This is a genomic window from Pseudomonas sp. LS.1a (assembly GCF_022533585.1).
Taxonomy (GTDB): Bacteria; Pseudomonadota; Gammaproteobacteria; order Pseudomonadales; family Pseudomonadaceae; genus Aquipseudomonas.
This window is the reverse complement of record NZ_CP092827.1, coordinates 2,699,268-2,720,739: the sequence shown is the minus strand read 5'-3', so window position 1 is coordinate 2,720,739 and position 21,472 is coordinate 2,699,268. Positions and strand designations below refer to the sequence as shown.

Below are 21,472 nucleotides of genomic sequence, written 5' to 3'. Positions count from 1 at the left end.
GATGCTCCAGAAAAGACAAAGCCCGCGAATGCGGGCTGTCAGTGTTTGTGATTCGCCGTGTTGCCGGCGGTGTCGATGATTTTGCCGAGGCCGAAGATGTCGCCCGTTACGCGTAACGGCCCGACAATCTCGACGCTGCCCTCCAGGGTGATGGCCGGCGCCTTGGCCTTGATCGCGGCCGACTCGGCGTTGATCGCGGCGCCGGTGATAACCGCCTTGCTGCTGCCGACCTCGATGTTGACCGTGCCGCTGGGCAGCTTGATGGTGTAGCTGTTGGCCGCCCAGTCGTAGACGAGGGAGCCGCCATCGTCGAACCGCCACACCTCGACATGATCACGATTATCCGGCGGCGGGCCGGCGTTGCCGTAGAGCCCAGGAACGAACGTCCCTTGTGCGGGCTCGCCGCTCGGGCTCACCAGCACGCCCTGCTCGCCCAGGCTCGGCGCACGCCAGTGGCGGGCCTTGCCGGCGGCGATGGCATGCCAGCGCACCCAGGCGCTCGTCCAGTCTCCGCCGTCAGTGACCCGTACCCTGGCGGCGACCAGGTCGACCGCCACGACGTAACAGGGGATCACCAAGCCAGCCAGCATGCGGTCCATCTGCGCGGCCGCGTAACTCATCCCAGCGCCTCCGGCTCTCGATACTGGTCCTCGTTGCCGGGGCCAGTGTCGGGGTCAAAGGAGAACACCAGCGAGCCAGGCGGCTCGTTCTCCCAGGGCCATTCGGTATCCCCCAGGTAAACGTCCTGCTGCCACTGCACCGCCCAACCGACGCAGCGGGCCAGCTCGGGCACGAACTCTGCCGGCATGGCCTGCGCGTTTTCGGTTGGCCCGACAAAGTCGAGTTTCCAATACTGCTGCTGCAGGACCTTCATCAACTTGCTGGCCAGAATGGCCGCCTGCAGAGGCGCCAAGGCGCGGCTGGACTCCAGCAGCACCAACGCCTCAAACGTCACCTTGAGGCACAGGCGGCCGTCGCCGGGGTCATCGCCGGGGGCAAAATTGGTCGCCGCGTACAGCAGCGCCGGCAGTGCCATGCCCTCTTTGATGAGCTTGGGGTAGGCCTCGATCAGCTGGAACTGCGGCAGCTCGGCCTGCAGGGTCGCGGTCATTGCGTCATGCAGCTGTTTCAGCTCGCTGGGGATCACCGGCGGCTCGTCAGAAGATATCGGCGGTTCTTGCATGCTCCACCTCCAGCACCAGGGCAACCATGCCGTCGCCGGTAGCTTCTGGCCGTACCACGGTGTAAGGGCCACCGCCCTCATGGGGCGGCAGTTCGATGGTCAGGGCGGCGCCCCTGGGCAGGCGTGCGGCGTCGGCCGACAGCACCGTAAACCGTGGCTCGTCCAGCTCGGCCGCGTCGATGCCCTTGGCCGCACGCTTGCTGCCCAACTGGGGATCGAGGGCCGGGTTATCGAAAAGGCCCAGCACCTCGGTGCCGTCCTCCAGCTTTGCGCGGTCACCCACACGGACAAGAGCCCGGCCGGTGCGCGCTGCCATCCGCTCGCGCATGCTCGGGCGGTCCATTACTGCACAATCAGCACAGAGGCGAAGCCGTTGGCCACATTGCTGGTCAGCTTGCCGAACGGCTTGGATTCTGCGGTTTCCGGTGGCACCAGCTGGCCATCCAGCACGCTCACCTTGCTGCCAACCAGCATGCCGGCGGCGGCCGGCACATCCCATTCGCCGCTGGTGTGGTAGGTGATGGCTGCGCCCTTGGAGCCGCTTTGCAGCGGAATCACCGCCAGATCGCCAATCACCTGCGGGATACCAGCGACAGACCCGCCAGTCGGTGCCGGCAGGGTCACGGTCTTGCCGTTGCTCACATAGTTGGTACTCATGATTTCTCTGCTCCAGAAACAACAAACCCCGCAAGCGCGGGGTGTTATGGGTAACGCCGGCCGGTCAGTTCGCGCCGGTCGACTTGTTCAGGCCACGGGCATCGAGCGCCGAAACGCCGGCGTCGATTCGCACCTTGGTGGCCATGCCATCGCTGGTGAAGCCTTCGTGCGTCTCGAAATACGGCTGCTCGATGCCGTCCAGGTAGGCCACTTCGATGGTGTCCGAACCTTGCTTGGCCGCCATGTAGTAGGCGCTGGCGGATGCCGCGTCCAGGCGCGGCTCACCGATCACCTTGGCGAAACCGCGAATCGGGTTATCAATCCCGGCGTTGCTGTCAGTACCCGGTGCCGATGCCGAGTTGATGATTTGCTTGGCCTTGTCCTCCAGCGCCACCGGGGTAATCACATACGCCGGCTGGATGTTCAGTGGGCGAGCCTTGGCGCCCTTGGCCACGACGGCCTGCTGCAGGCGCATGGCGGTCTTGGCTGCGCTCAGGGCCTCCAGCGACAGCTTGGAACCAGCGCCGAACAGGTTGTTACGGGACGCGTCGAACAGCGGTTTTCCGTCGCTCATCTTCGGGCTGTCGATCAGAAGGGCATACACCAAGTCACCGATGGTGGCCCGCGCCGCCTGCCCCATCAGGGCAGGAATGCGCGTCAGCGCGTCGAGGTCGTCGTTGATGATGGCCTGGCGGTTGATGCTGAAAATCTCGCCGTAGGTGGCCAGCTGGATGGTCTCCCCGGTATCGCCCAGGGTGATGTGCTTGTACTCCGCCCCCGGCTTCACCTCACGCAGCGACGAGAACTGACCCAGGCCTACACGGTTGGAAACCTTGAAGTCACCGAGACGGCCTTTCTTGGTCCACAGGTGGTAGGTTTCTTCCGCTTCCTCCCAACCTGTCAGCAGCGACTTGTAAGCGGCATCCATCAGGATGCGGCCAAAGTCGCTGGAGCTGTGGGTGAAGGCCATGCCGACCATGTTGACGATGTTCTGGCTCGACACGTTGATGCCGCGACCATCCAGCGAAGCACGGGCCAGCTCACGCAGGTTCATGTGGTTGTAGCGGTTGTCCGGTTGCAGCTCACCGAGGCCGATCCGGGCGTACAGCGAAGCGCGCACCGAGTCGCCCACCAGGTTGCCGTTGGAGACATGACCAGGGTGGCCGAGCGAGCCGGTGGGGGTGGTCGCCTGGCCGATGGCGGCCAGCAGCTTGGCGTTGGCCTGCTCGACGGTGCAGTTGGTGTCGTTCAGGCAGGTATCGCGCAGCGCAGCATGCGCAGCGAACGGGGCGAACGCGGCGGTGATACTGGTACGGCGCGTGGCGTCGGCGGCCAGCACCCGCGCCTGGATTTGCTCGACGGTTTCGACAGGGGTTTGTGGCGGGGTGGCCGGGGGAGTCGCGGGAGGAACGACGGTGGTCGAACCCTGGGGAGCGAAGAACTGTTGGGCTGCTGGTGGCATGTTGATGAAATCCTTGTAACGGTTGGAAGTGATTTTGCCGAACGCCTCGACCGGCTCTAGCAGGACATCGGCAAAACCCAGGGCAACTGCTTGGGTGCCGGTCATCCAGGTCTCAGCGCTCAGCAGCCCGTCGATTTCCTCGGCGGTCTTGCCGGTCTTTTCGGTGTAGGCGGCTGTCATGCTGGCCCCGAACATATCCAGCTGGTCTGCATAGCTGCGCATGGCCTCGGCGTTGCCACCCTGGATGCCCCAGGGCTTGTGAATCATGATCATGGCGTTGGCCGGAATGCGGACCTCGTCGCACGCCATCAGCACCACGCTACCCATGCTCGCCGCCAGCGCCACGACGGTGCCGACCTTGCGGGCCTTGTGGTGCTTGAGCAGGTTGTAGATGGCCATGCCCTCGAACACCGCGCCGCCAGGGCAATTGATGCGCAGATTGATCTGTGACACGTCACCGAGCGCGCGCAGATCGTTGGCGAACTGCTGCGCGGTAATCCCCTCGGCGCCGATCTCGCCGAACAGGTCCAGATCAACGCTGCCGACCTGAACGCCGGCACGCATGCTGTACCAGCTACTCGCCGGATTGGTTGCCGGCCCCGTCGACCCTTGTGGAGCCATCCACATCGGCGGGCTCGTTGTTGCCATCGGTTGGCTCATTTCCTTGCTTTACCCCGTAGGTCTGGTGGTAGTAATCCGAGCTGAAAACCAGCCCGGCCTCCCGGTTCTGCTGGATTTCCGCCGTGCGGGATGCCTTGAGTTCCGAGGGGTTGCGTTGACGCGAGCGCGCCACCTCGGCCTCGTCGGCAAAGCCGGCTTTGACCAGAAGTTCCCACGCGGTCGCCTCATGCACTGGGTTGATCCAGGGCATAACAGGCCCCTGATAAAACGCGCCGTAGAGCGTCAGGGGGTTAACGTCTGGTGGCAGCTTGAGGTGACCACTCATGACCGCCATACGCAGCCAGGCGCGGTACACCGGCCGGCACCAGTAGTCGATGAATTCGTGCTGCAGCAGGTCGTAGCCCAGCTGGCCCTCGACCAGCTCCTGGCGTTGCGCCGAATAGGTGCCGTCGTAGCTGCGGGCCACGCTCGAATAGGTGCTGCGCGCACCGGCGGCAATGGCTTTAAGCTGACCGTTGCGGAAGCCCTCAAGGAACGGGTTCGGTCGGTTGCTCTCGACCGTGCCCACTTCCTCGCCTGGCAGCAGGTTGTCAAACACCATACCGGGCGCGAAGTTGAACGACCGTTGCGCCTGCTGCTGGCCAACGCCGGGCAGCACGAAATCGTCTGGCGTGCCTTTCTTGATGTACATCACCAAGGCCGCACTGATCCGCGCGGCCACGCGCTCGCTTTCCTCGTAATCCTTGATATCCGCCAAGCGAATCAAGACCGAATGCAGCAGCGGCACGCCCCGGTTTTGTCCAATGCGCTTGCGGTGGGCAATGTGAATCATCTGCTCGGCCGGCACGCGCTTGGTGCTTTGTGCAAAGTTCAGCGCCCCCAGACTGCCGGGGTGCTGCTTGAGCAGGTGATAGGCCTTCACCCGGCGCCACGCGTTGCGCTCGACGCCCTGGACAATGCCATTGCCGAAATCGTTGTAGCCGATTGGCAGGTAATCCGGCTCCAGCAACTCCAGGGCAAACGGTACGCTTGTCAGATGCTCATAGCCGGGCACGCTGCCCTGCAGCATCTGCGCCAGAGCCTCGCCGTCACGCAACCAGGTGCGGCACACCAGGCGCTCGACCTGCGGCCGGGTCAGTTCGCCGGACGCCTCGGGCTTGAGCGACCATTCCGCCCAGGCCGCTTTGATCGCCGCCGCAAACGCGGTATGCACCGTGCCGTCATAACGCAATGGGATAGGTTCAACAGCAATGCCTGGGCCGCCCACAACGCGCTCGTCCATCCGATCAAAAAGACCCGTGACAAGGTCGTGGTTCTCTTCCAAGGCGCGGATTTGCTCGCGGATGGATTGCAGCGCCGGCTGCAGAGCCGCGTCAGCGCTGCGGGTCTCGCGTATCGCCTTATGGGTCCGTGAGGGCTTGGCGGCATCGTAGGCCATGATCACGCTACGGGCGTGCATGCGCTCCAAGGCCTTCTTGGGCGCCCAGGGCGCAATGGCCCGGTCCAGCAGCTCCCCGATCATCCGAACACCGCCAGGGAATGCCCCGAACGGCCCCTGCGGGCCTCGGCCGATACCCGGCGCTCCCACTCCAGTCGGCCTGCGCGAATCTGCGGAAGCTCCGCCATCGTCATGCGTCGGCCGTTGATCTGTACGTCTTTACCACCCTCCAGCAGGTCGAGCTCGGCCTGCAGGTAGATATCAACCATGTCCTGCGCAGTTGTTACAGCCATCCGCTGCCTCCTGTATTGATCCAATCGCCGCCGGCGGGTTGGGGTTCCGGCTCAGACGCAGGCGCCGGTGCCGGCAACTCAGCCGGTGACGGCGGCGCCTCCGGCTGGGGCGCGTCGTCTTCGTCGTCTTCCACTTCCCATACCCCGGTGTCGGGGTTCTGGCTGGCCAACAGATCGAGGTCCAGGCCGAACCGCTGCTGACTGATACGCAGCGCGGCCAGGGCATACACGGCGCAATCGAGCGCTTCGTTACGGCGGCCGCCGGCATCCCAGCGCATGACGCGCCGGCCCTTGATCACCGCCCATTTCTTGCGCTCGCTGGTCAGCTGTTGCAGCTCGTTTTCGTCACAGATCAGCTCGTCGGCTGGGAGGTGGATGCAACCAGGCACCGGGCGCGGCCCGTCCGGCTGCAGCTTCAAGCGGCTGTAAATCAGCTCCTTGGCGTTGTCGGTGCCGACCTCGGTCAGGTAGACCTTGCTGCGCTTGTCTTTCTTGCGCGGGAAGTTGGCAATGGGCTTGCCGTAGGTGCTGGCTCCGAAAATCGGGATCACCCACTGCACGCCATGTTTGCGGCTCTCAGCGCGCACCTCATCGGAGTAGTGGCCGCCCGAGTCCCAGCACCAGCGCTCCACGCGCATGACAGTGCTGTCGGCGCGCTTGAAGTGACGGTGAAGCTCACGGCCGACCTTGCGGCGCAGCTCGATACTGGCCGGGTCACCGGTGAGAATGAAACGGTGCACCAACCACGCTTCCTCGCCGGGGCCGTAAGCCCAAACTCGGCCCTCGTAGCGGTCGTCTTGGGTGTCGATCCCACCGAACAAGGCCACCGCCCTGGCGGGCACTTCGCCAAACACCTCGCGGCGGTCGCGCAGCTGCTCCCAGTCGAGTTTTTCGCCCTGGTCTTCCTCCCACACTTCCCCGAGGGTGGTGTTAACGAAGGTTTTCAGCTTGCCCCGGTCCTTGCCGACCTTCACAAAGTCGGTGGCGATATCCACCCAGGTAGTGAAGGTTGAATAGCCCGTCCACACGCTGAACGTCACCGAGCGCGGCGTTACGGTCGGCTCCCCCGAGGCGTCAAACCACTCCATGCTGTCGCGGGTCCAGATTCCCGAACGCTCGCACACCCAGCGGCCCGTCTCAGCGGCCGCCGTAACCATTTCGTGATACTCGAACGTGCCACCCTGACAGTGGGGGCACAGATACCATGCGGCCTCGACTTCGTGGCGGTCGTTGAGCCGCCACTTGATGCCCGATGGTTCATCCTTGCCACCCCACTGCAGTACCAGCTCGGTGCCGCAGCAAGGCGCCTTGATGTTGAACCGCAGGTCGTGGGGCGACTCGATGGCGGCGCGGGTAATCTGGCATTTCTCCGCCTCGGTCGGCGTCGAACCGCGTATCGACTTCTTGAATGTCGCCCCTTCCAGGCGCTTGTCCCCCAGGAACGTCGGGGCGCCCTCGCCTTCGATATCCTCGTCAAATTTCGACAGCTCGTCGTAAATGACGGTGTCCGGGCTCTTTTCCCGATAGTTGCGCGCCGCCTTGCCGCCCAGGCACCACAGCATCTTGCGGTTGGCAAAACACTTGGCCTCCAGGGTGTTGTCGCGGTGCTTCATGCCGTACCAAGGCGCCAGTTCGAGGACCACCGGCACATCACGAATCATGCCCTCAATGTGCCGCTTCATGACGCCCTCGGCGTCACCCTCGGTCGGGCAGTACATCAGCACATTGCGTTTCTTGTGCTGGATCAGGTAGCCGATGAACGCCATCAGCATCTTGGTGTAGCCAAGGCGCGCCGACTTCACGAAGTTGACTTCACGGATCAGGTCATTGCCCATCGCGTTGAGGATGGCCACCTGAACCGGCGCGGTTGTCCATCGGCCTTCCTGGTAGGAAGATTCCGACGACAGATAAAAATGTTTGTCCGCCCATTCGACAACGGTCATCGGCGGCTCTTTGAACAACGCCGACAGGCCTACGCGAACCGCGTTAGCCAGATTCGTCATCCATGGCTGAAAGGAACTCATCAAGAATCTCCGGTAATCGCTGATCGAGGCTTGCCGCTTCGTTACGCGTAACGGCCACCTCGCGCTGTACCGCTTCCAGATGGCGCGGCTCGATGTCGGGGTGCTTGCGCTTGACCTTGGTATGCACGGTGTCGAGGGTCGAGCCGATCAAGTTGACCAGGCGGCTGATGGCAAACGTCATGAATTCGGCCGGCACCAGGTTGCGGCGCTTGACCTCGTTTCGCATCGCCTGGGCGTCGGCCTGCTCCTTGGTCAGGCGCAAACGCTCCTGCAGCAGCTTCGCCTCGGCCAGGGGGTCGATATCGTCGCCGCCGAGTTGTTGTTTCCCGCTTTGGTGCTGCAGGCGGTTATCCACCACCGAACGAACGTCGTAGAACGACTCTCGGCCGATCTTCTGGACCGGCTCGACGCCCCATTTGTCAAAGGCTTGAACCGAAATCCCGAGGCTTTCGGCCATGCGTTTTTTGTTCAGCCAATACGGCTGTCGGGTAATCGTTGGATTTGTCATGGACTAAACAACAACCAACCTCCGAATTTGGGTCATACATAGCGAAAAGGCGGGGCCCGAATTACCCCCTAACCCCAGTGGGTCCGGGAGGACCCGTTGAGGGGGCGGGGGTAGCGGAAGCAGACTCATTCGCCGGTCATGGCCGAGCGGTGGCTACGGCCTGCCCCATGGCTGCCGTGAGTTCGGCCTGCGCATGCGCCTTGACGATGTTCTCGGCGATCTTGAAGAACGGGAAGATGACGCGATAACCCGGTGCACCGTTGGAGTACAGGAACACCGGACGCACCGCAGCACCGAACACCGAGTCTTTGCGCTCCCACACACCTTGCAGCCCGTCGACAGAGCCTGCGAAATAGCGCCTTGCGTTACCTTTACGTTGACTGCGCTTGCTGCCCGTGGCGTTGGCCTGATGCCCGCGCCCCGATTCGGCAGCTCCGAGCCCCGAAAGGATGCGGGTCATCGTGCCGCGTGAGACATTGCCGTACTGGTTTAGCAAATCCTTGGCCGGTAGCGCGAACTGCCCCGACTGCATCAGTCCTTGGGCAATCAGCGACTTCTCGAAACGCTTATGCGGCCGCTGACCACCCTGCACTGTCTGTTGCAAGTAGGCATCAGCAGGAATGCCAGCGGTCCAAGAATCCTTAAAGAACACTTTGGCCGGACGGGCCTTGGTGGCCGCCTGCACAAACAGGCTTTTCATCGTGGTCGGGGTTGGTCGATCCAGGCGCTGCTGCATGACCTTGAGCATGCCCGGCTTTACTCGCTGGGCCAGCTTAGTTTGTGCCAGGACCACGGCGAAAGGGATCTGCTTACGTTGAATGTCCGTTATTGAGCGGAACAGCAAGGCACTATCGACATCGATATCGAGATTGATCACCGCCCCACCTCATCATTAATTGCGGGAATTGATTCCGGCTTTCTTGGCCAAGAACTGGGTGTACAAGCCACCGGCGACATCTGCTCCGATCACGGCGATGACGATGCCCAAGCCAGCAGCAAGGTAGAGATTGCTCCACAGAGCCATCGCGAGCAGCAGCGTTGCCATGCCCAGCAAGCCAGACGCGAGAAAACGCAAAGCTACACGCTGAAGGATCTGCCGAAGACCAAGGTCGGTACCCGATGCCCTCAGCATCTCGCCAGACATGCCGGCCATGCTCAACAGCACCAACAGCCAGAGGGGCACATCGGCTAGCGCCTGATGCTCAGTGTTCATCTGTAGTCCTCAAAAAGGTCCGGCCTCCATGTCTCTGTCATCCGCTTGGAGCAAAGAGCCAGGCATGGGGCCGGAAACGAAAAAGCCCCGCACGATGGCAGGGCTTGTAAATGGGCACAAAAAACCCGGCTCATGGCCGGGTTGTGAAGGCGTCGCGCTGCGTTCACAGCAACACACGCTGCTATAAAAACAGACTTATTCCGTGCGGAAAAGCTTTTTTTGATCTCGACCATGAATCAATCAGAATGACAAATATTTAGACTGCCAGAGCACGCTCGGAGTCGACCAAAATCTTCAGCTCCTCTAAACCTTCAAGAAGACGACTGTGGTTGTCCTCGCTGTTATATTCAAGAATTTTTATATTATACGCCGACTCCATAGCCGACTTCAAAGCGGCATGCCCACCCTCAGGCATTACTGCATAGTGAGTATGTGCGGAAGGCGCGGATATATTTGTGTTTTCAAGGACAAGCTGAATATCAGGATCTGACATACTGCAGCCTAGAAACAACACAGTACTCACCGTCAATAATCCATCCAAAACACTATAGAATCCAGCATTTTGCTTTTTAAGCGAATAATAGTCTGAGCGATTCAGAATAAGGTTGCCGGGACTGGAAATGCAGCCGTGAGCCTTTATTATTAAGTTATCACTTGACCTTACGCAATCTAGCAAGTCTGCATCATTAAACTTCTTTACCGAATATCCACGCCCCGCAAGCAACGCATCACATTGCTTTTCATATATTTGATCGTAATTAGTAGTTATTACGATTTTCGGGTTGATACCCTGAATTGCCGCATGACATTTAGATGACAAGAAATCCGGCGTAGCAAACTGGCCAACGAAAAAGTTCCGTTTGTCTGCGGGAGGGACACCATGAAAAATGACCTCAGCAGCATCCAAAAGCTTATCCGAGTCCAGCAACTTTTTTATAAACTCGCCGTCTGCCCGCTTAAATCTCTCCCCAGCAGACTCCAAAAGCTTATTCCAAGTTGGCGGCCTAACCTCTGGATTGTTGCGGGAAACCGAACCTGACGAAATTCCCGCACCAATAAATATGATTGCGCGCTTTGCAGCCAACTCTTGAACCAATGATTCTGGCCAATCAATCATTTTTTGGCCCCATATTATTGACAATTTGGGACGCTATTGAGTCAAAAATACTAGAGTATGTTTTTGCTTGAGAATAGTGAGCACCAAATATCCCATCATTGGCTCTAAGATCCCGAATAGGTGATGAGCTTTGCTGGGCCAAAGCAGCCAAACTAAACATGTTTGGAATAACGCCTAGCATCAAATCACGCGCCACAAGCCCAGTGACACTGAAAGCACCGAGGTACTGAATGAAGTTCTGCTCAAACAAATTAAGTATCGACTCAAATGCTTTAGTCGGCCGACGATCGCCGTCCTTATTACGCCTTGAATGGTAAGCCTGGCTTGTATACCCCAGGCAGCCATTTAGAATATCAACCTTCTTTTTCACAGGGTAACGGTCAAAATATTCCGGATTTGTAGCATCAAGGTTGGCGATACCTCGATCATATTTTCGGATCCAGTCATTTAACCAACGAGAGATGTTACGAAGACCAACTATACTGAAAATATCGATCGACATCGGCGTCACAAAATAGTCCGACGCCAATAGTGCGGACCTATTCAGCGAACCTAAGCTTGGCCCTAGGTCAAGAATTATGTAGTCATAGTCTTGCGATAGGTTTTGGACTAGATCGCTACACCAGTTTGTTTTCCGTAGAGCACCAATGTCACCACCTGGGACTTTCACCCACGCCTCGCCAAGTCTGTCCTCGATTTCCGATAAGTTTGGGTGCCCCATAATCAAGTCGACACCAAACCTATTTCCATCCTTAATAACAGCTTCCGGATCAAACTTTATACCCGGCTCATCAACCAAAAGCGGATTGATAATATTAATAATTGATTTATGGTCGTCTGGATGACTCCAGTAGCACTCAGTAACTTGATCCTCACCCAGAATCAATAACGTTGCATTACATTGTGGATCCAAGTCCACATACAGAACTTTCTTTCCCAAATATTGCGACAGCCCTGCAGCAACGTTACAAGAAGTTGTCGTTTTACCAACCCCTCCCTTGTTATTAAAGAATGCTACCACCTTGGCCATAAAAAAGTTCCTATTGGAATCTGGATACCATTTAATACCGGACAAGATATCAAAACGCCACCGCGAGATCCAGAGGTCGTTTCTGGATCCCGGGCAGCTATCAAAAAATTTGTGGGCTGAAGCGTTTCTCTAGAGTTTCATGCAGCGTTTCGCTGCTCAGCTACCGCGCAATCAATCCATGCAATGCCGGCTCTAGTTAACTCGCGAGCCTTGCCTTCACTCATGCCGTAGTGCTTACCAACCCTAACCATCGGCCATTTGGCTCCGTAGTACAGCCAGATGATGTCCCCCATCTGCTGGTCCCGAGCCGAAAGCCGGGCTACTGCACTGTCGATGGCAAGTGCCCAGTCGTCGGTAATGCAATAGTTCTTGCTCGCCGACGGCTGCGGCACTGCCTGCCTTATCAGCGCGAAGGTTGGCGAGGTGTGGATAGGCATGCCAGCCCCATCCATCCGCCACCACCCCCATTGCTCCAGCAGATACTCGGTGTCACCCAATGGGCGGCCGGCTGGCTTGCGAATCATCATGATCAATCCCCTGTGTAATTTGTGCCGCCCGCTCCCACGCGGTTCGGTTCTTGGTACTGCTGCTGCGGGCCGACTACTTTCGCCGGCCTTTTCAAAGCCTCGATTTGTCTCTGAGACTGCTCCAATTTGAAACTCAACTGCGTGACCAGCTCCTCAAGCGAAAGCACCAACCTGGACCCTTCAACAACCCAACCTGAGCCATTGCAGTCCATGCACGCCAACTCATAGAACACCCCCTTCACGACCGCCCTGCCCCTGCATACCGGGCATTGAACGAGGTCAAGGCGCGGTCGTTTAAAGCCATCCTGAAGATGAAATTTCACGTTCTGCATTCTCCCCTGTAACTAATTCGTGGATTGGGCTGCGCGCCTTGCGTGGCTTGGGCTGCGGCCCGTTGTGAGAAATTGCGGATTGCACGCCCGTCAACCCGTGAATGGCGGCAAAGCCGATGCCGTCTAACCAGGCGTGCCACTGCTCGAGCGCTTCGCGACGAAGACCGTTGCCCTTCGATTTGATGTAGGTATCCGCAACCTTGCCCAGCGAGTGGTTGAGCAGCATTTCACCGATAAACCCATCCACCCCCATGTCCAGCCAGGCGGTACGGGCCACCTTGCGCAGGTCATGGCTGGACCATTCACTTGAAGCCAGTCGACGGAATACCGCCGAGGCCTGACTGGGGCTCAACGGCTGCCCCTTCCGGCCTGGGAACAGGTATTTGCCGCTGTAGCCGTTTTCTACTTGGACGGCGCGGTACCTTTGCAACAAAGCGCACACCTGCGGCGTCAGCGGGAGCCGGTGCTCGGTGCGGGTCTTGGTGTGCTTGGCAGGAATGAACCACTCTGCATGACCCAGTGCGAAATCAGCCCATTCGGCCCGCCGCGTTTCGCCCAAGCGGGTGCCGTGGCAAATCATGAGCAATGGCAGCATCGCTTCTGCAGGTGACCGCCCGAACAGCCCACCGAGGACGGGAATCACCTCCTCCAGGTGGTCAGCTCGCAGCCTGCCATCCTTCGGCACAATCTTGGTCTTGATGAACTGGTTGAACTTCATTTCGGCCATGGGGTTGCTTCCGATCAGGCCGAGCTCACGCGCTTTGCCTACGGCCAGGCTCAACACGCGGTAGATCTGCCGCACATAGGAGGTCGAGCATTCGGCCTGGGCAGGCCACATCAAGCGCTTATCCAGCGTTGCGGCTGTCAGCGTAGCAATCGGCAACTCGCCAATGCGCGGTTGCAGGTGTCGCTCGATGACTGTCCTCACGGTACGCTTCCATGAATCCGACACGCTGGCATCACCGCTCACCCGCTCTTTGAACCAGCCCAACAAATCGTTGAAGGTCACCAGTCCAGCCAACGCGATCACGTCATCCGGCTGGGTGAGTAGGCGCTGCCGCAGAGTGGGCAGCTCAGCCAGAATCGCGGCCGAGCTGTACTCCGGAAAGCGAGCGAGTCGATTCCACTTCCGGCGCGCCACCAGGAACCAGGTGCCACCCTGGCGGCTCTGGTCGAAGCGAAACCGAAGCCCCGGGTGCCTTGGGTCGCGCAGATCACGCACCCCGGCCTGGGCAGCCTGTCGACGAATTTCGGCATCCGATAATTTCACTGCGGCGGTCGCGCTCATACCGACCCCAGCCCCATTTTTAGCCATTGCCGCACAGTCAAAATTCCTCCTTGCCGCGGTGCGACTCCCACTCGAACGGCACCACCACCCCGCCGCCCTCGCGCAGGCGGTCATAGCACCGCTCGCCCATGGCGTGGCGCAGCTGGCTGGCCTCCAGGTTGGAAATCACCACTGTGGGGCGCATCTGCTCGTAGCGCCCGTTGATGATCGAGAACAGGGTGGTCAGCTCGAACTCGCTCGGCTGCTCCTTGCTCACCCCGACCTCGTCCAGTACCAGGAGCGAAGGTTCGATCAGGCTGGACAGGATGGCGGCTTCGGACTGTTCGCTGTGGCGGTCGTACGTGGCTCGGATGGATTGCAGGACGGCGCCCACCGTGCGGTACACGGCCGTTGCCGAGGTGTTGCGCATCAGCTCGTTGGCCATCCCGGCACCCAAGTGCGTTTTGCCGGTACCGACCTTGCCCAGCAGCATCAGGCACCGCCCAGTGCGCTCAATTTCCGAGAAAGCCGCCACGTAGCGAGTGCAGTAGGCCAGCGCCTTGCGTTGCCCTTCGTGCTCAACGCGGTAATTAGCAAAGGTGCGGTCGGCGAAGCGCTTGGGGATCAGCGCCGCACCCAGCTTGCGGGTCATCGCCTCACGCTTCAGCCGGGTGTCCTCCGCCAGATGCTTGGCTTCGCGCTCGGCAACGGCCGCTTTCTCGCACACAGGGCAGCGCCCGAGGATTTCGCGGCCCATCAGCATGGTTACACGCTGCTCGAAGTCGCCGTGATGTTCACATTGCGCGGGCTGGACACGGAAGCCCGCGGCGTTTCTCACCTCGGACATGGTGATCACCGATTCAGATCGCATAGGTGCCGTCCTCTCGCTCGGCCAGGCCGGCGGTGTAATCGCGGTCGTCGAAGCCATGGTGACGGCTATGGGGTTTGGCCTGGGCAGGCAACTGCGCACCGATGCGCTTGGTGACCCATTCCACCTCGAAGCCGCGCCATCCGTTCTCGACAGCGACCTCCAGGGCTTGGGCGGGCTGGATGCCGAACGCCTTGCACTGCTCCAGCTTGAGGTTGAGGCCTGCCCAAATGCGGGCCGTCACTGGGGCCTTGGCGGCCTTGCGAACAGTCAGGTAGTCAGCGATCAGCGACTCATCCAGGCCGTGTGGATTGTCAGCCAACATGGCGACCTTCCCGAACGATGCTTTGCGGTCAGCTTTGGCCGGAACCGGCTGCTCATCTCTGGGGGGGCATGTATTTTCTTCCGAAGGAAGAAATACATAGGGGGTTAGATTCTTAGAATAAAGAAGGGAGTCGGCGGTTTTGGTCTGTTTCGACTCTTCGCCGATTCGGACCACTTCAGCCGAGTCGGATGTTTTGGTCTGTTTCGGCTCAATGACGTAGATCCAGTCTTTCGGGTCATTCACGCCGATGTCACCCCGTGCACCGCCTTCGCGGAACAGAACCCGACGACGCAACAGGCTCGACACCGCCTTGGATACGGTGTCGGGGTGGGCGTGGATGGCTTTCGCAATGTCGGAAGCCGGGATGCGCTGAGAGCCCGCCCCGAAGTTGATGGTGGCCTTGGCCACGTACAGCACAATCTTCATCTCCCGGGCCGGGAGGTCGATAGCCAGCAGGCCATCCATGAGCTGGTTGTCCATCCGGGTGAACCCCCTGGACTTGTCAAGTGGGACGATGTTTGTCATGCTTTGAACTCATTTGAAGCTGTAGAGAAAGCCGCCCTGCCAGGCGGTTTTTTTTCGTCTGCGATTCGACTACTGGATGGATTTGCAGGTGTTTCGGTCATCTACTGGCGCAAGGTCAGGCAGATGACAATGTGCTCACGGTCACGCTGCTGCGTCTGCCTTCCCGGCCTTTAGCGCACCCTTCGTGATCCGCTCAATCTGGTACTGGCGCAGCTCAGGGACATCTGCCCACTGGCGGACTGCCTCGTAGGTCACGCCAAGCGCCTTTGCGAGCGCCGTTATTGACCCGAAATGTTTGATTGCCTGGCTTTTGGTCATGGCGACCTCCTTTACTCGTCTCTACATTCAAGCATGCTTGTATATTCAAAACAAGCATGCTTGACAAGCAACCTTGTAGATTGCGCACATGAAGACCACAGACCGAATCACTAAGCTCGTGCTGGCTCGGCGCCCTGAATTGGGCGTGCGCAACGTCAAGCGAGATATCGCCAACACCTGCGGAATCAGCTACGAGGCTGTACGCCAGTGGTTTGCTGGTGACACTGAAAACATCAAAAACGAAAACCTTGTGGCTCTCGCTGAGGGCTACGACACGTCTGTCGATTGGCTTCTGTCAGGAAAAGGCGAGCCTCCTCGCAAAGGTGAAGCCAAGACAGTTGCGGCAAAGGACTCTGGGAGCAGCAGTTCAGCAGCGGATGCCGTTAGAAAGATGCTTGAGAAGCACGGCAAGGGGCTGAGCGCTGAGGCGCGGCAAAGCATCGTTCGCGCGGTCGAAGAAGACCCTGCTGGAGACAAAGGCAGTGGTTTCGTCATTGCTACAGCCCAGCCGGCCGATGGCGACATCTCAATTCCCCAGTACGACATCCGGGCAGCCATGGGCCACGGCCAAGTGCCTGCCGAGTACAGCGAAGTCATCCGGAATGTGGTGATACGCGAGGAGGTCTTGCGGGAGAAAGGTGTGACCTACTCCGCTGCCCAGGCCCTAGCAATGATCACCGGGTGGGGCCAGAGCATGGAAGGCACCATCAACGATAAAGATCCCGTGATCGTCGACCGCGGAGTGAACGACTACCAAGGTGAAGGCGTGTATGTGCTGACCTGGCATGGAGATCTGTTGATCAAGCGCCTGCAGCGGAAGGATGAGGATCATGTCTGGCTCATTTCTGACAACCGTAACTATGAAAAGCAGTCTGCTCGGGTCGACGATGTAACAATTCACGCCAAGGTCTTGCTCGTCTGGAATGCTCGAAAAGTCTAAAAGTATAAAATGCCAACCATCTAATCAGACATAGGAAGTCAGAATGAACCTTCTGTACACCCCATTCACTAATATCAACTTCCAAGACGAATTTTTTGACTCCCTGAAAGCAGATTACAAGGAGATTGGTGAGTGGTTCTCGCGAAAGGCTACAGAAGGTTCAAGCGCCTATGTCTTTACGGGGGATGAGGGTACTGAAATTGCTGGATTTCTGTATCTAAAAATTGAGGATGGCGCAGTCACTGATGTTTCGCCCCCCCTCCCACCGGGTCGCCACCTAAAAATCGGCACCATGAAAATCAACGCACACGGAACTAAGTTAGGTGAGCGATTTGTTAAGAAAATACTCGACCACATGGTGCTTCATAACCTAGATGATGCATACGTTACCGTTTTTGAAAAACACAGCGGATTGATCAACCTTTTTAAAAGGCATGGTTTCTCACTGCATGGGGTCAAGCATACCGCAAACGGCACTGAGCAAGTTCTAGTAAAGTATCTTCGCGCTACTTCAGGCATACCTTCGCAAGATTTTCCCTGCATCAAGCCCGCCGGGCATAAAAAGTGGCTACTAGCAATATACCCGCAATACCACTCTCTAATGTTCCCTGACTCAATTTTGTCTAACGAGGATCCCCGGCTGATCGTTCGGGATGTATCATATACCAATAGCATTCACAAAGTTTACCTATGCAACATGCCGCCTATAGCAGCAATGAAACAAGGTGACATCCTTGTTATGTATAGAACGGGAGATGGTCAAGGAGCCGCCCGATTCAGGGCCGTAGCGACCTCCATATGCGTTGTTGAAGAAACGGCAAATATGAACCAATTTACAAACGTCGACGACTTCTTGAATTATTGCCGACCTCACAGTGTTTTCCCTGAAAGCCAGCTGATTGAATTTTACACCAAGCGACAGAACCCATTCATACTGAAATTTACTTATAATATCGCATTGAACAAACGCCCTAATCGAGGTAAACTGATCGACACAGCTGGCATCAATGAAAACATTCGCTGGAGTTGCATTGAGCTAAGCGACCAAGAATTTAATTCCATTATCACCATGGGCGAAATCAATGAACGTCTTATTATCCATCAAGCCTGAATTCGCCGACAAGATTTTTAATGGGCAAAAGAAATTTGAATTTCGTAAGAATATTTTCAAAAAAGAAGGCGTAACCAAAGTAATTGTTTATGCAACCTTACCTGTTGGAAAGGTAATCGGTGAGTTCTCGATCGATTCTATCATTGAAGGACGGCCAGATTCGGTGTGGAGAAGAACCTCTGCACACGCAGGCATAACCAAAAGATTCTTCAGCGAATACTTTGATGGACGAGAAAAAGCTTTTGCTATCAAAGTTGGAGAGGCCAACTTATATGAGCAGCCTTTAAGCCTAGCTGACCTAGGGTCCGGAATATCAGCGCCACAATCCTACCGTTACTTGTGATAAAGAGCCCGCCTAAGCGGGCTTTTTCTTGCCCGTCAAAACGGCGCTTCTTCCGCCTCTACCCGAGAAACATCCTCTCCTCTATCAATCACCCGATCGTCATCCGTCGGCGCATCCCATTGCAGGATCACCGATCCGTCATCACAGAACGTCATATCCAGGCCGTCAGTGTCTGAGAGCAGTTGAATGATCGCCCCCCAATCCTGATCGCTGTCCGTGCCCAGTTGATGGATCAAAACCTTCCTGCCGAACTGCGCCAGCGGTGAGTTGATCATCGCTGAAACCCTCAGCCCTAAGCGCTCCAGTCCGGTTAGCTCGTCCCTGGGTGCGAAATTTTCCTGCGCTGACATCAGAAGCCTCCCACTTGCTGTATGCATATACAGTATTTCAAAAACACCCAAGCGTGCTTGCATTCAAGACGCAAGCATGCTTTCATTAATGCAAGTTCGCTTGCATTTGCATTGAGCCAGGCAGCTTCGGCCGCCGCCGCTCTTTACACAACTCGACACCCGTCACCCTCAGCGGCACATGAGGGCAGCAGCTGCCTCATGCAGTGAGCTGGGTTCAGGTAACCAAGTGGCGCGCATGCCAATGCGGGGAAGCGCGTAGCCCAGAGAGCGATGGGCGCCTGGATCACTTCGATTTCACTGGCTGGCCTTGGCGACAGGGCCAGACGGGAAATCAACCCGAGGACATCAACGTGAACAAAGAAGAAATCTACGACGAGCAAATCAGCCCGCTGATGCAGAACCTCATCGGCGTTTGCCGTAAGCACGGCATTGCAATGATCGCCAGCTTCAATATCGCCCACGATGGTGAAGGCCCGAACGGCGAAGACTGTTCCCGCCTGACCTGCACCTCTCATCTGCCTGATGGTGAGGGCGCTTTCGATGAGCGCTTCAGCAAGGCCGCCGTGGCGATTCAACGAAGCGCGCCACATCACATCGGCATGAACATCACCACACAGCACGCCGATGGCACCCGCTCGCTTACCGCAGTTATTTGATTCCCTGACAGCCGGAAAGAAGGCCCGATCACCTGGTTCCCCATCACTAGGCTGCATCGGTCGTGGCGTTCGCCCTCCCCTGGCCCAGAAGGTAGCGGCAGCGAGCGTCACGACCAATGCAGCCGACCGAGGACTCTTCATGGAAACGATCACTTGCGGCTCATGGATTGGCCAGCTTGGCAAGGCGCTGGCTCCCCGTGAGCTCGAAGCACTGCTGTGGGTCGCCCAAGGCCTCACCACCAAAGAAATCGCCCGCGAGATGGCGGTAAGCCCCGGCACCGTGGCCAATCGCATCGAGGCCGCGCTATTCAAGCTGGAGGCTGGACGCCGCATCGAGGCGGTTACCAAGGCCATGCGTCAACAGATCATCAGCCCACTCTGCATCGCCCTGGCCGCGCTCATCAGCATGCACGCGGTGATCGACGACAACGACCCAATGCGCCGCGACCGCCGCGTGCCGGAGCGCCGCACCGCCCAAGTTCGAATAGTTCGCAAGGCCGAGGCCTTCGAATATTACGCCTGACCCACCAAGGATTACCGCATGCAGACAGCAATGCACCCTGCTTTCAAGCAGAAGCTTGCCGTGCTCGCGGCACTGCTCGAGCGCAGCAAATCAGTGAGGACCGAGGCTCACGTCAAGGTTGGCCAGCCAGCTCCCCGCTATCAGGCTTTAGGCAAGGCTGGCACGTGGGATGTGGTCGAGATCACCACTGGCGCCGTCCAGGGCTTCACTTTCAGCTACCGTGCCGCGATGCGCTTCGTCGACGCCTGCGAGGCCGGGGCGGCGAGCAAGGCAGGCCCTCGGCAATGAGCAAGTGCAAACCGCACAACATGGCGGCCGAGCTTGAGCGCACATGCAGGCCCCAGTGGTGAACATCGACCCCAGCGGCCAAAAGGTGCTGGTCAACTGGAGGAACCTCAAGCAGGTATGCGTGCCACGTCGTCGACGCGATGAGCGACATCCAGCACGGGCGGACGATCTGACCCGTCCTATGCGGCTAGTCTGTCGCCCCCAACTTTCTAGTTATACATGACGCCATTTCATGGAAATATTTAGGGTTTAATTTTCTCCAAGAGCTTTACAACTTGATCAAGCCCATCGAATGTCGACGGTATATCGCTTTCACCACTAACAATGCCACTAAAAATAACTTGTTCGAATCTCACTAAAGTTTCAACAGACCCACTCTGCGACCGCAGCTTATGCGAGAGATCTGAGTATTTGAGTATGAACTGGCAAAGAGCAATCCTAAGATCCAACTGAAGCAACTGCGACTTTACTGATCTATAGCTTTGCAAACACACCTTAAAAAAATACAACAGCAAGAGCTCCAGACCAACCATCACAAGAACATTCATCACTTCCTTGAAGTACTGTACTGATCTTTCTTCGAGAATTTGCTTTTTACTCGAGACTTCCGCCTCTTGATTACTTCCCTGTTTATTAGTAGTGACCGACGATATCTCGCCAGTGGATTGGGCTGGCGCTACAGGAACAGGAGCAAGTATGGCACTTTCAGTGAGCGGCTGATCGACTTGCCCCACTGCGAAAGCGATTGCAAAAACCTTAATAGTCAATGGGAGAATCATCAACACCGCGATAAGGCATAGAAGACGAAATGTCTTCGTAGACTCTGCAATTTTCAGTTTTCGCATACTACGAAAGGCGCGATTCAAGCCAACAAAATTGAACGCCTGCTCGTACTCAAGTAAATTATCCCGGAGCCCCTCAACTTCGCCTCTCTTCTTGTCAATATCCGACTTAAGTTGACTTGTGAATTCCTCACCTCGTTTCAGCAAGGTAGGCAAATCTACTACGGCCTTCATCTCTGGCTTGTGAATATAACCCCTTAAAATTTTCACAACCATTTCATTTCGTGCAAAACGCACAAGAATCGTATTTTTCGGTATTGAGAACTGATAAAGCTCGACCTCTCCCATGAAAGCCATAACATCATCTGGTATTCCGTTCAGCAGCACTAACTGAGCTTCACAGACAAACAGATAACAAAGCGCCGCCAAGGTCTCAATATCGCGCTCTACCTCAACATCCGAAGCATCCAACGCCACATCAAGATTCGTACCATACGTCGCAATTGCGTAACTGCAACTACTATCAATCTGAACACAATACGTATCAAAGAAGCCCAAGCTACGCCATACAAAATTCTGCAATGGTGTCAAAGGCTCAAGACCCTCACTAACTGTACGCCCCCTGAAATGATTCAGTATTTTTTGGATTACGCTCCTCCTATCTGGATCAGTAAAATAAACTTGGGACTTGTTCCCATTGACCGCACCCATCAGATAATTCCTTTTCCCAATTGAATGTCCCGCAGCATGGGCCCCCCAGAATAATACCGG

27 protein-coding genes are annotated in these 21,472 nt (G+C 57.5%); 6 read left to right on the top strand and 21 right to left on the bottom strand.

Going from position 1 to position 21,472, the window contains the following annotated elements; translation table 11 throughout:
• Positions 1 to 38 precede the first annotated feature (38 nt).
• From MKK04_RS12620 to MKK04_RS12530, 19 genes are all read right to left on the bottom strand, one after another.
• Complete coding sequence (locus tag MKK04_RS12620) at positions 39 to 620, bottom strand: phage baseplate assembly protein V (RefSeq protein WP_241106729.1); 582 nt, start codon at positions 618 to 620, stop codon at positions 39 to 41.
• Positions 617 to 1,183 (bottom strand): hypothetical protein, encoded by a 567-nt coding sequence (locus MKK04_RS12615; RefSeq protein ID WP_241106728.1) that lies wholly within the window; start codon positions 1,181 to 1,183, stop codon positions 617 to 619. Before MKK04_RS12615 ends, MKK04_RS12620 begins: the two co-directional genes overlap by 4 nt.
• Positions 1,158 to 1,526: a head-tail joining protein gene (locus MKK04_RS12610; RefSeq protein ID WP_241106727.1), complete on the bottom strand. Its 369-nt coding sequence runs from the start codon at positions 1,524 to 1,526 to the stop codon at positions 1,158 to 1,160. Before MKK04_RS12610 ends, MKK04_RS12615 begins: the two co-directional genes overlap by 26 nt.
• Positions 1,526 to 1,840, bottom strand: coding sequence for a capsid cement protein (locus MKK04_RS12605; protein ID WP_241106726.1), 315 nt, complete (start codon positions 1,838 to 1,840; stop codon positions 1,526 to 1,528). The genes MKK04_RS12610 and MKK04_RS12605 overlap by 1 nt, the downstream gene beginning before the upstream one ends.
• A gap of 64 nt (positions 1,841 to 1,904) precedes the next feature.
• A complete protein-coding gene (locus MKK04_RS12600) occupies positions 1,905 to 3,950 on the bottom strand; it encodes a ClpP-like prohead protease/major capsid protein fusion protein (protein WP_442964565.1) in 2,046 nt (681 codons plus the stop codon).
• Positions 3,877 to 5,445: a phage portal protein gene (locus MKK04_RS12595; RefSeq protein ID WP_241106725.1), complete on the bottom strand. Its 1,569-nt coding sequence runs from the start codon at positions 5,443 to 5,445 to the stop codon at positions 3,877 to 3,879. The genes MKK04_RS12600 and MKK04_RS12595 overlap by 74 nt, the downstream gene beginning before the upstream one ends.
• Positions 5,442 to 5,654 carry a primosomal replication protein PriB/PriC domain protein gene (locus MKK04_RS12590; RefSeq protein WP_241106724.1) on the bottom strand — a complete coding sequence of 71 codons (213 nt, stop codon included), beginning with the start codon at positions 5,652 to 5,654 and terminating at the stop codon, positions 5,442 to 5,444. The genes MKK04_RS12595 and MKK04_RS12590 overlap by 4 nt, the downstream gene beginning before the upstream one ends.
• Complete coding sequence (locus MKK04_RS12585) at positions 5,645 to 7,678, bottom strand: phage terminase large subunit family protein (protein WP_241106723.1); 2,034 nt, start codon at positions 7,676 to 7,678, stop codon at positions 5,645 to 5,647. The genes MKK04_RS12590 and MKK04_RS12585 overlap by 10 nt, the downstream gene beginning before the upstream one ends.
• Positions 7,641 to 8,135, bottom strand: a complete 495-nt coding sequence (locus MKK04_RS12580; RefSeq protein ID WP_114170900.1) for a terminase small subunit — start codon at positions 8,133 to 8,135, stop codon at positions 7,641 to 7,643. Before MKK04_RS12580 ends, MKK04_RS12585 begins: the two co-directional genes overlap by 38 nt.
• Before the next feature lie 187 nt (positions 8,136 to 8,322).
• Complete coding sequence (locus MKK04_RS12575) at positions 8,323 to 9,063, bottom strand: hypothetical protein (protein ID WP_241106722.1); 741 nt, start codon at positions 9,061 to 9,063, stop codon at positions 8,323 to 8,325.
• A 15-nt stretch (positions 9,064 to 9,078) separates the two neighbouring features.
• Entirely contained in the window at positions 9,079 to 9,399 is a 321-nt protein-coding gene (locus MKK04_RS12570) for a phage holin family protein (RefSeq protein ID WP_241106721.1), read from the bottom strand.
• Positions 9,400 to 9,655: 256 nt separating this feature from the next.
• A complete protein-coding gene (locus MKK04_RS12565) occupies positions 9,656 to 10,516 on the bottom strand; it encodes an SIR2 family NAD-dependent protein deacylase (RefSeq protein WP_241106720.1) in 861 nt (286 codons plus the stop codon).
• Positions 10,509 to 11,546, bottom strand: a complete 1,038-nt coding sequence (locus MKK04_RS12560) for a ParA family protein (RefSeq protein ID WP_241106719.1) — start codon at positions 11,544 to 11,546, stop codon at positions 10,509 to 10,511. The genes MKK04_RS12565 and MKK04_RS12560 overlap by 8 nt, the downstream gene beginning before the upstream one ends.
• A 137-nt stretch (positions 11,547 to 11,683) precedes the next feature.
• The gene (locus MKK04_RS12555; protein WP_241106718.1) at positions 11,684 to 12,073 is read right to left on the bottom strand and encodes an antiterminator Q family protein; all 390 of its coding nucleotides are present in this window, start codon (positions 12,071 to 12,073) and stop codon (positions 11,684 to 11,686) included.
• Positions 12,074 to 12,075: 2 nt separating this feature from the next.
• A complete protein-coding gene (locus MKK04_RS12550) occupies positions 12,076 to 12,405 on the bottom strand; it encodes a Lar family restriction alleviation protein (RefSeq protein ID WP_241106717.1) in 330 nt (109 codons plus the stop codon).
• Positions 12,368 to 13,693 (bottom strand): tyrosine-type recombinase/integrase, encoded by a 1,326-nt coding sequence (locus MKK04_RS12545; protein ID WP_241106716.1) that lies wholly within the window; start codon positions 13,691 to 13,693, stop codon positions 12,368 to 12,370. Before MKK04_RS12545 ends, MKK04_RS12550 begins: the two co-directional genes overlap by 38 nt.
• 37 nt (positions 13,694 to 13,730) lie before the next feature.
• Positions 13,731 to 14,543 carry an ATP-binding protein gene (locus MKK04_RS12540; protein ID WP_241106715.1) on the bottom strand — a complete coding sequence of 271 codons (813 nt, stop codon included), beginning with the start codon at positions 14,541 to 14,543 and terminating at the stop codon, positions 13,731 to 13,733.
• A complete protein-coding gene (locus MKK04_RS12535) occupies positions 14,533 to 15,390 on the bottom strand; it encodes a replication protein (RefSeq protein ID WP_241106714.1) in 858 nt (285 codons plus the stop codon). The genes MKK04_RS12540 and MKK04_RS12535 overlap by 11 nt, the downstream gene beginning before the upstream one ends.
• Before the next feature lie 141 nt (positions 15,391 to 15,531).
• The gene (locus MKK04_RS12530) at positions 15,532 to 15,708 is read right to left on the bottom strand and encodes a Cro/CI family transcriptional regulator (RefSeq protein WP_125464606.1); all 177 of its coding nucleotides are present in this window, start codon (positions 15,706 to 15,708) and stop codon (positions 15,532 to 15,534) included.
• Positions 15,709 to 15,796: 88 nt separating this feature from the next.
• Here MKK04_RS12530 and MKK04_RS12525 point away from each other — a divergent pair, with 88 nt between their 5' ends.
• The 3 genes from MKK04_RS12525 to MKK04_RS12515 are packed head-to-tail and all read left to right on the top strand — an operon-like array spanning position 15,797 to position 18,102.
• On the top strand, positions 15,797 to 16,648 hold the full coding sequence (locus tag MKK04_RS12525; RefSeq protein WP_241106713.1) for a S24 family peptidase: 852 nt from the start codon (positions 15,797 to 15,799) through the stop codon (positions 16,646 to 16,648).
• Positions 16,649 to 16,691: 43 nt separating this feature from the next.
• Positions 16,692 to 17,759, top strand: coding sequence for an N-acetyltransferase (locus tag MKK04_RS12520; protein ID WP_241106712.1), 1,068 nt, complete (start codon positions 16,692 to 16,694; stop codon positions 17,757 to 17,759).
• Positions 17,731 to 18,102 carry an ASCH domain-containing protein gene (locus MKK04_RS12515; RefSeq protein ID WP_241106711.1) on the top strand — a complete coding sequence of 124 codons (372 nt, stop codon included), beginning with the start codon at positions 17,731 to 17,733 and terminating at the stop codon, positions 18,100 to 18,102. The genes MKK04_RS12520 and MKK04_RS12515 overlap by 29 nt, the downstream gene beginning before the upstream one ends.
• Positions 18,103 to 18,137: 35 nt before the next feature.
• Here the strand turns inward: MKK04_RS12515 and MKK04_RS12510 are convergent, their stop codons facing one another.
• Positions 18,138 to 18,452, bottom strand: coding sequence for a DUF1654 domain-containing protein (locus tag MKK04_RS12510; RefSeq protein ID WP_241106710.1), 315 nt, complete (start codon positions 18,450 to 18,452; stop codon positions 18,138 to 18,140).
• Between the two features lie 350 nt (positions 18,453 to 18,802).
• Between MKK04_RS12510 and MKK04_RS12505 the strand changes: the two genes are divergently transcribed.
• The 3 genes from MKK04_RS12505 to MKK04_RS12495 all read left to right on the top strand — a co-directional run bounded on the left by MKK04_RS12505 (position 18,803) and on the right by MKK04_RS12495 (position 19,919).
• Entirely contained in the window at positions 18,803 to 19,108 is a 306-nt protein-coding gene (locus MKK04_RS12505; protein ID WP_241106709.1) for a hypothetical protein, read from the top strand.
• 139 nt (positions 19,109 to 19,247) lie between these two features.
• The gene (locus MKK04_RS12500; protein ID WP_241106708.1) at positions 19,248 to 19,631 is read left to right on the top strand and encodes a response regulator transcription factor; all 384 of its coding nucleotides are present in this window, start codon (positions 19,248 to 19,250) and stop codon (positions 19,629 to 19,631) included.
• 18 nt (positions 19,632 to 19,649) lie between these two features.
• A complete protein-coding gene (locus tag MKK04_RS12495) occupies positions 19,650 to 19,919 on the top strand; it encodes a hypothetical protein (RefSeq protein ID WP_241106707.1) in 270 nt (89 codons plus the stop codon).
• Between the two features lie 242 nt (positions 19,920 to 20,161).
• Here the strand turns inward: MKK04_RS12495 and MKK04_RS12490 are convergent, their stop codons facing one another.
• Entirely contained in the window at positions 20,162 to 21,412 is a 1,251-nt protein-coding gene (locus MKK04_RS12490) for a hypothetical protein (RefSeq protein ID WP_241106706.1), read from the bottom strand.
• Positions 21,413 to 21,472 lie beyond the last annotated feature (60 nt).

What these genes read in the sequence shown, in the direction of transcription:
- MKK04_RS12525 (WP_241106713.1), top strand. Translation starts at nt 15,797, where the DNA reads ATGAAGACCACAGACCGAATCACTAAGCTCGTGCTGGCTCGGCGCCCT.
- MKK04_RS12545 (WP_241106716.1), bottom strand. Translation starts at nt 13,693, where the DNA reads ATGAGCGCGACCGCCGCAGTGAAATTATCGGATGCCGAAATTCGTCGA.
- MKK04_RS12560 (WP_241106719.1), bottom strand. Translation starts at nt 11,546, where the DNA reads ATGGCCAAGGTGGTAGCATTCTTTAATAACAAGGGAGGGGTTGGTAAA.
- MKK04_RS12585 (WP_241106723.1), bottom strand. Translation starts at nt 7,678, where the DNA reads ATGAGTTCCTTTCAGCCATGGATGACGAATCTGGCTAACGCGGTTCGC.
- MKK04_RS12605 (WP_241106726.1), bottom strand. Translation starts at nt 1,840, where the DNA reads ATGAGTACCAACTATGTGAGCAACGGCAAGACCGTGACCCTGCCGGCA.
- MKK04_RS12590 (WP_241106724.1), bottom strand. Translation starts at nt 5,654, where the DNA reads ATGGCTGTAACAACTGCGCAGGACATGGTTGATATCTACCTGCAGGCC.
- MKK04_RS12510 (WP_241106710.1), bottom strand. Translation starts at nt 18,452, where the DNA reads ATGTCAGCGCAGGAAAATTTCGCACCCAGGGACGAGCTAACCGGACTG.
- MKK04_RS12595 (WP_241106725.1), bottom strand. Translation starts at nt 5,445, where the DNA reads ATGATCGGGGAGCTGCTGGACCGGGCCATTGCGCCCTGGGCGCCCAAG.
- MKK04_RS12610 (WP_241106727.1), bottom strand. Translation starts at nt 1,526, where the DNA reads ATGGACCGCCCGAGCATGCGCGAGCGGATGGCAGCGCGCACCGGCCGG.
- MKK04_RS12550 (WP_241106717.1), bottom strand. Translation starts at nt 12,405, where the DNA reads ATGCAGAACGTGAAATTTCATCTTCAGGATGGCTTTAAACGACCGCGC.
- MKK04_RS12495 (WP_241106707.1), top strand. Translation starts at nt 19,650, where the DNA reads ATGCAGACAGCAATGCACCCTGCTTTCAAGCAGAAGCTTGCCGTGCTC.
- MKK04_RS12500 (WP_241106708.1), top strand. Translation starts at nt 19,248, where the DNA reads ATGGAAACGATCACTTGCGGCTCATGGATTGGCCAGCTTGGCAAGGCG.
- MKK04_RS12490 (WP_241106706.1), bottom strand. Translation starts at nt 21,412, where the DNA reads ATGGGTGCGGTCAATGGGAACAAGTCCCAAGTTTATTTTACTGATCCA.
- MKK04_RS12600 (WP_442964565.1), bottom strand. Translation starts at nt 3,950, where the DNA reads ATGGCAACAACGAGCCCGCCGATGTGGATGGCTCCACAAGGGTCGACG.
- MKK04_RS12565 (WP_241106720.1), bottom strand. Translation starts at nt 10,516, where the DNA reads ATGATTGATTGGCCAGAATCATTGGTTCAAGAGTTGGCTGCAAAGCGC.
- MKK04_RS12555 (WP_241106718.1), bottom strand. Translation starts at nt 12,073, where the DNA reads ATGATGATTCGCAAGCCAGCCGGCCGCCCATTGGGTGACACCGAGTAT.
- MKK04_RS12515 (WP_241106711.1), top strand. Translation starts at nt 17,731, where the DNA reads ATGAACGTCTTATTATCCATCAAGCCTGAATTCGCCGACAAGATTTTT.
- MKK04_RS12615 (WP_241106728.1), bottom strand. Translation starts at nt 1,183, where the DNA reads ATGCAAGAACCGCCGATATCTTCTGACGAGCCGCCGGTGATCCCCAGC.
- MKK04_RS12620 (WP_241106729.1), bottom strand. Translation starts at nt 620, where the DNA reads ATGAGTTACGCGGCCGCGCAGATGGACCGCATGCTGGCTGGCTTGGTG.
- MKK04_RS12535 (WP_241106714.1), bottom strand. Translation starts at nt 15,390, where the DNA reads ATGACAAACATCGTCCCACTTGACAAGTCCAGGGGGTTCACCCGGATG.
- MKK04_RS12570 (WP_241106721.1), bottom strand. Translation starts at nt 9,399, where the DNA reads ATGAACACTGAGCATCAGGCGCTAGCCGATGTGCCCCTCTGGCTGTTG.
- MKK04_RS12520 (WP_241106712.1), top strand. Translation starts at nt 16,692, where the DNA reads ATGAACCTTCTGTACACCCCATTCACTAATATCAACTTCCAAGACGAA.
- MKK04_RS12580 (WP_114170900.1), bottom strand. Translation starts at nt 8,135, where the DNA reads ATGGCCGAAAGCCTCGGGATTTCGGTTCAAGCCTTTGACAAATGGGGC.
- MKK04_RS12540 (WP_241106715.1), bottom strand. Translation starts at nt 14,543, where the DNA reads ATGCGATCTGAATCGGTGATCACCATGTCCGAGGTGAGAAACGCCGCG.
- MKK04_RS12530 (WP_125464606.1), bottom strand. Translation starts at nt 15,708, where the DNA reads ATGACCAAAAGCCAGGCAATCAAACATTTCGGGTCAATAACGGCGCTC.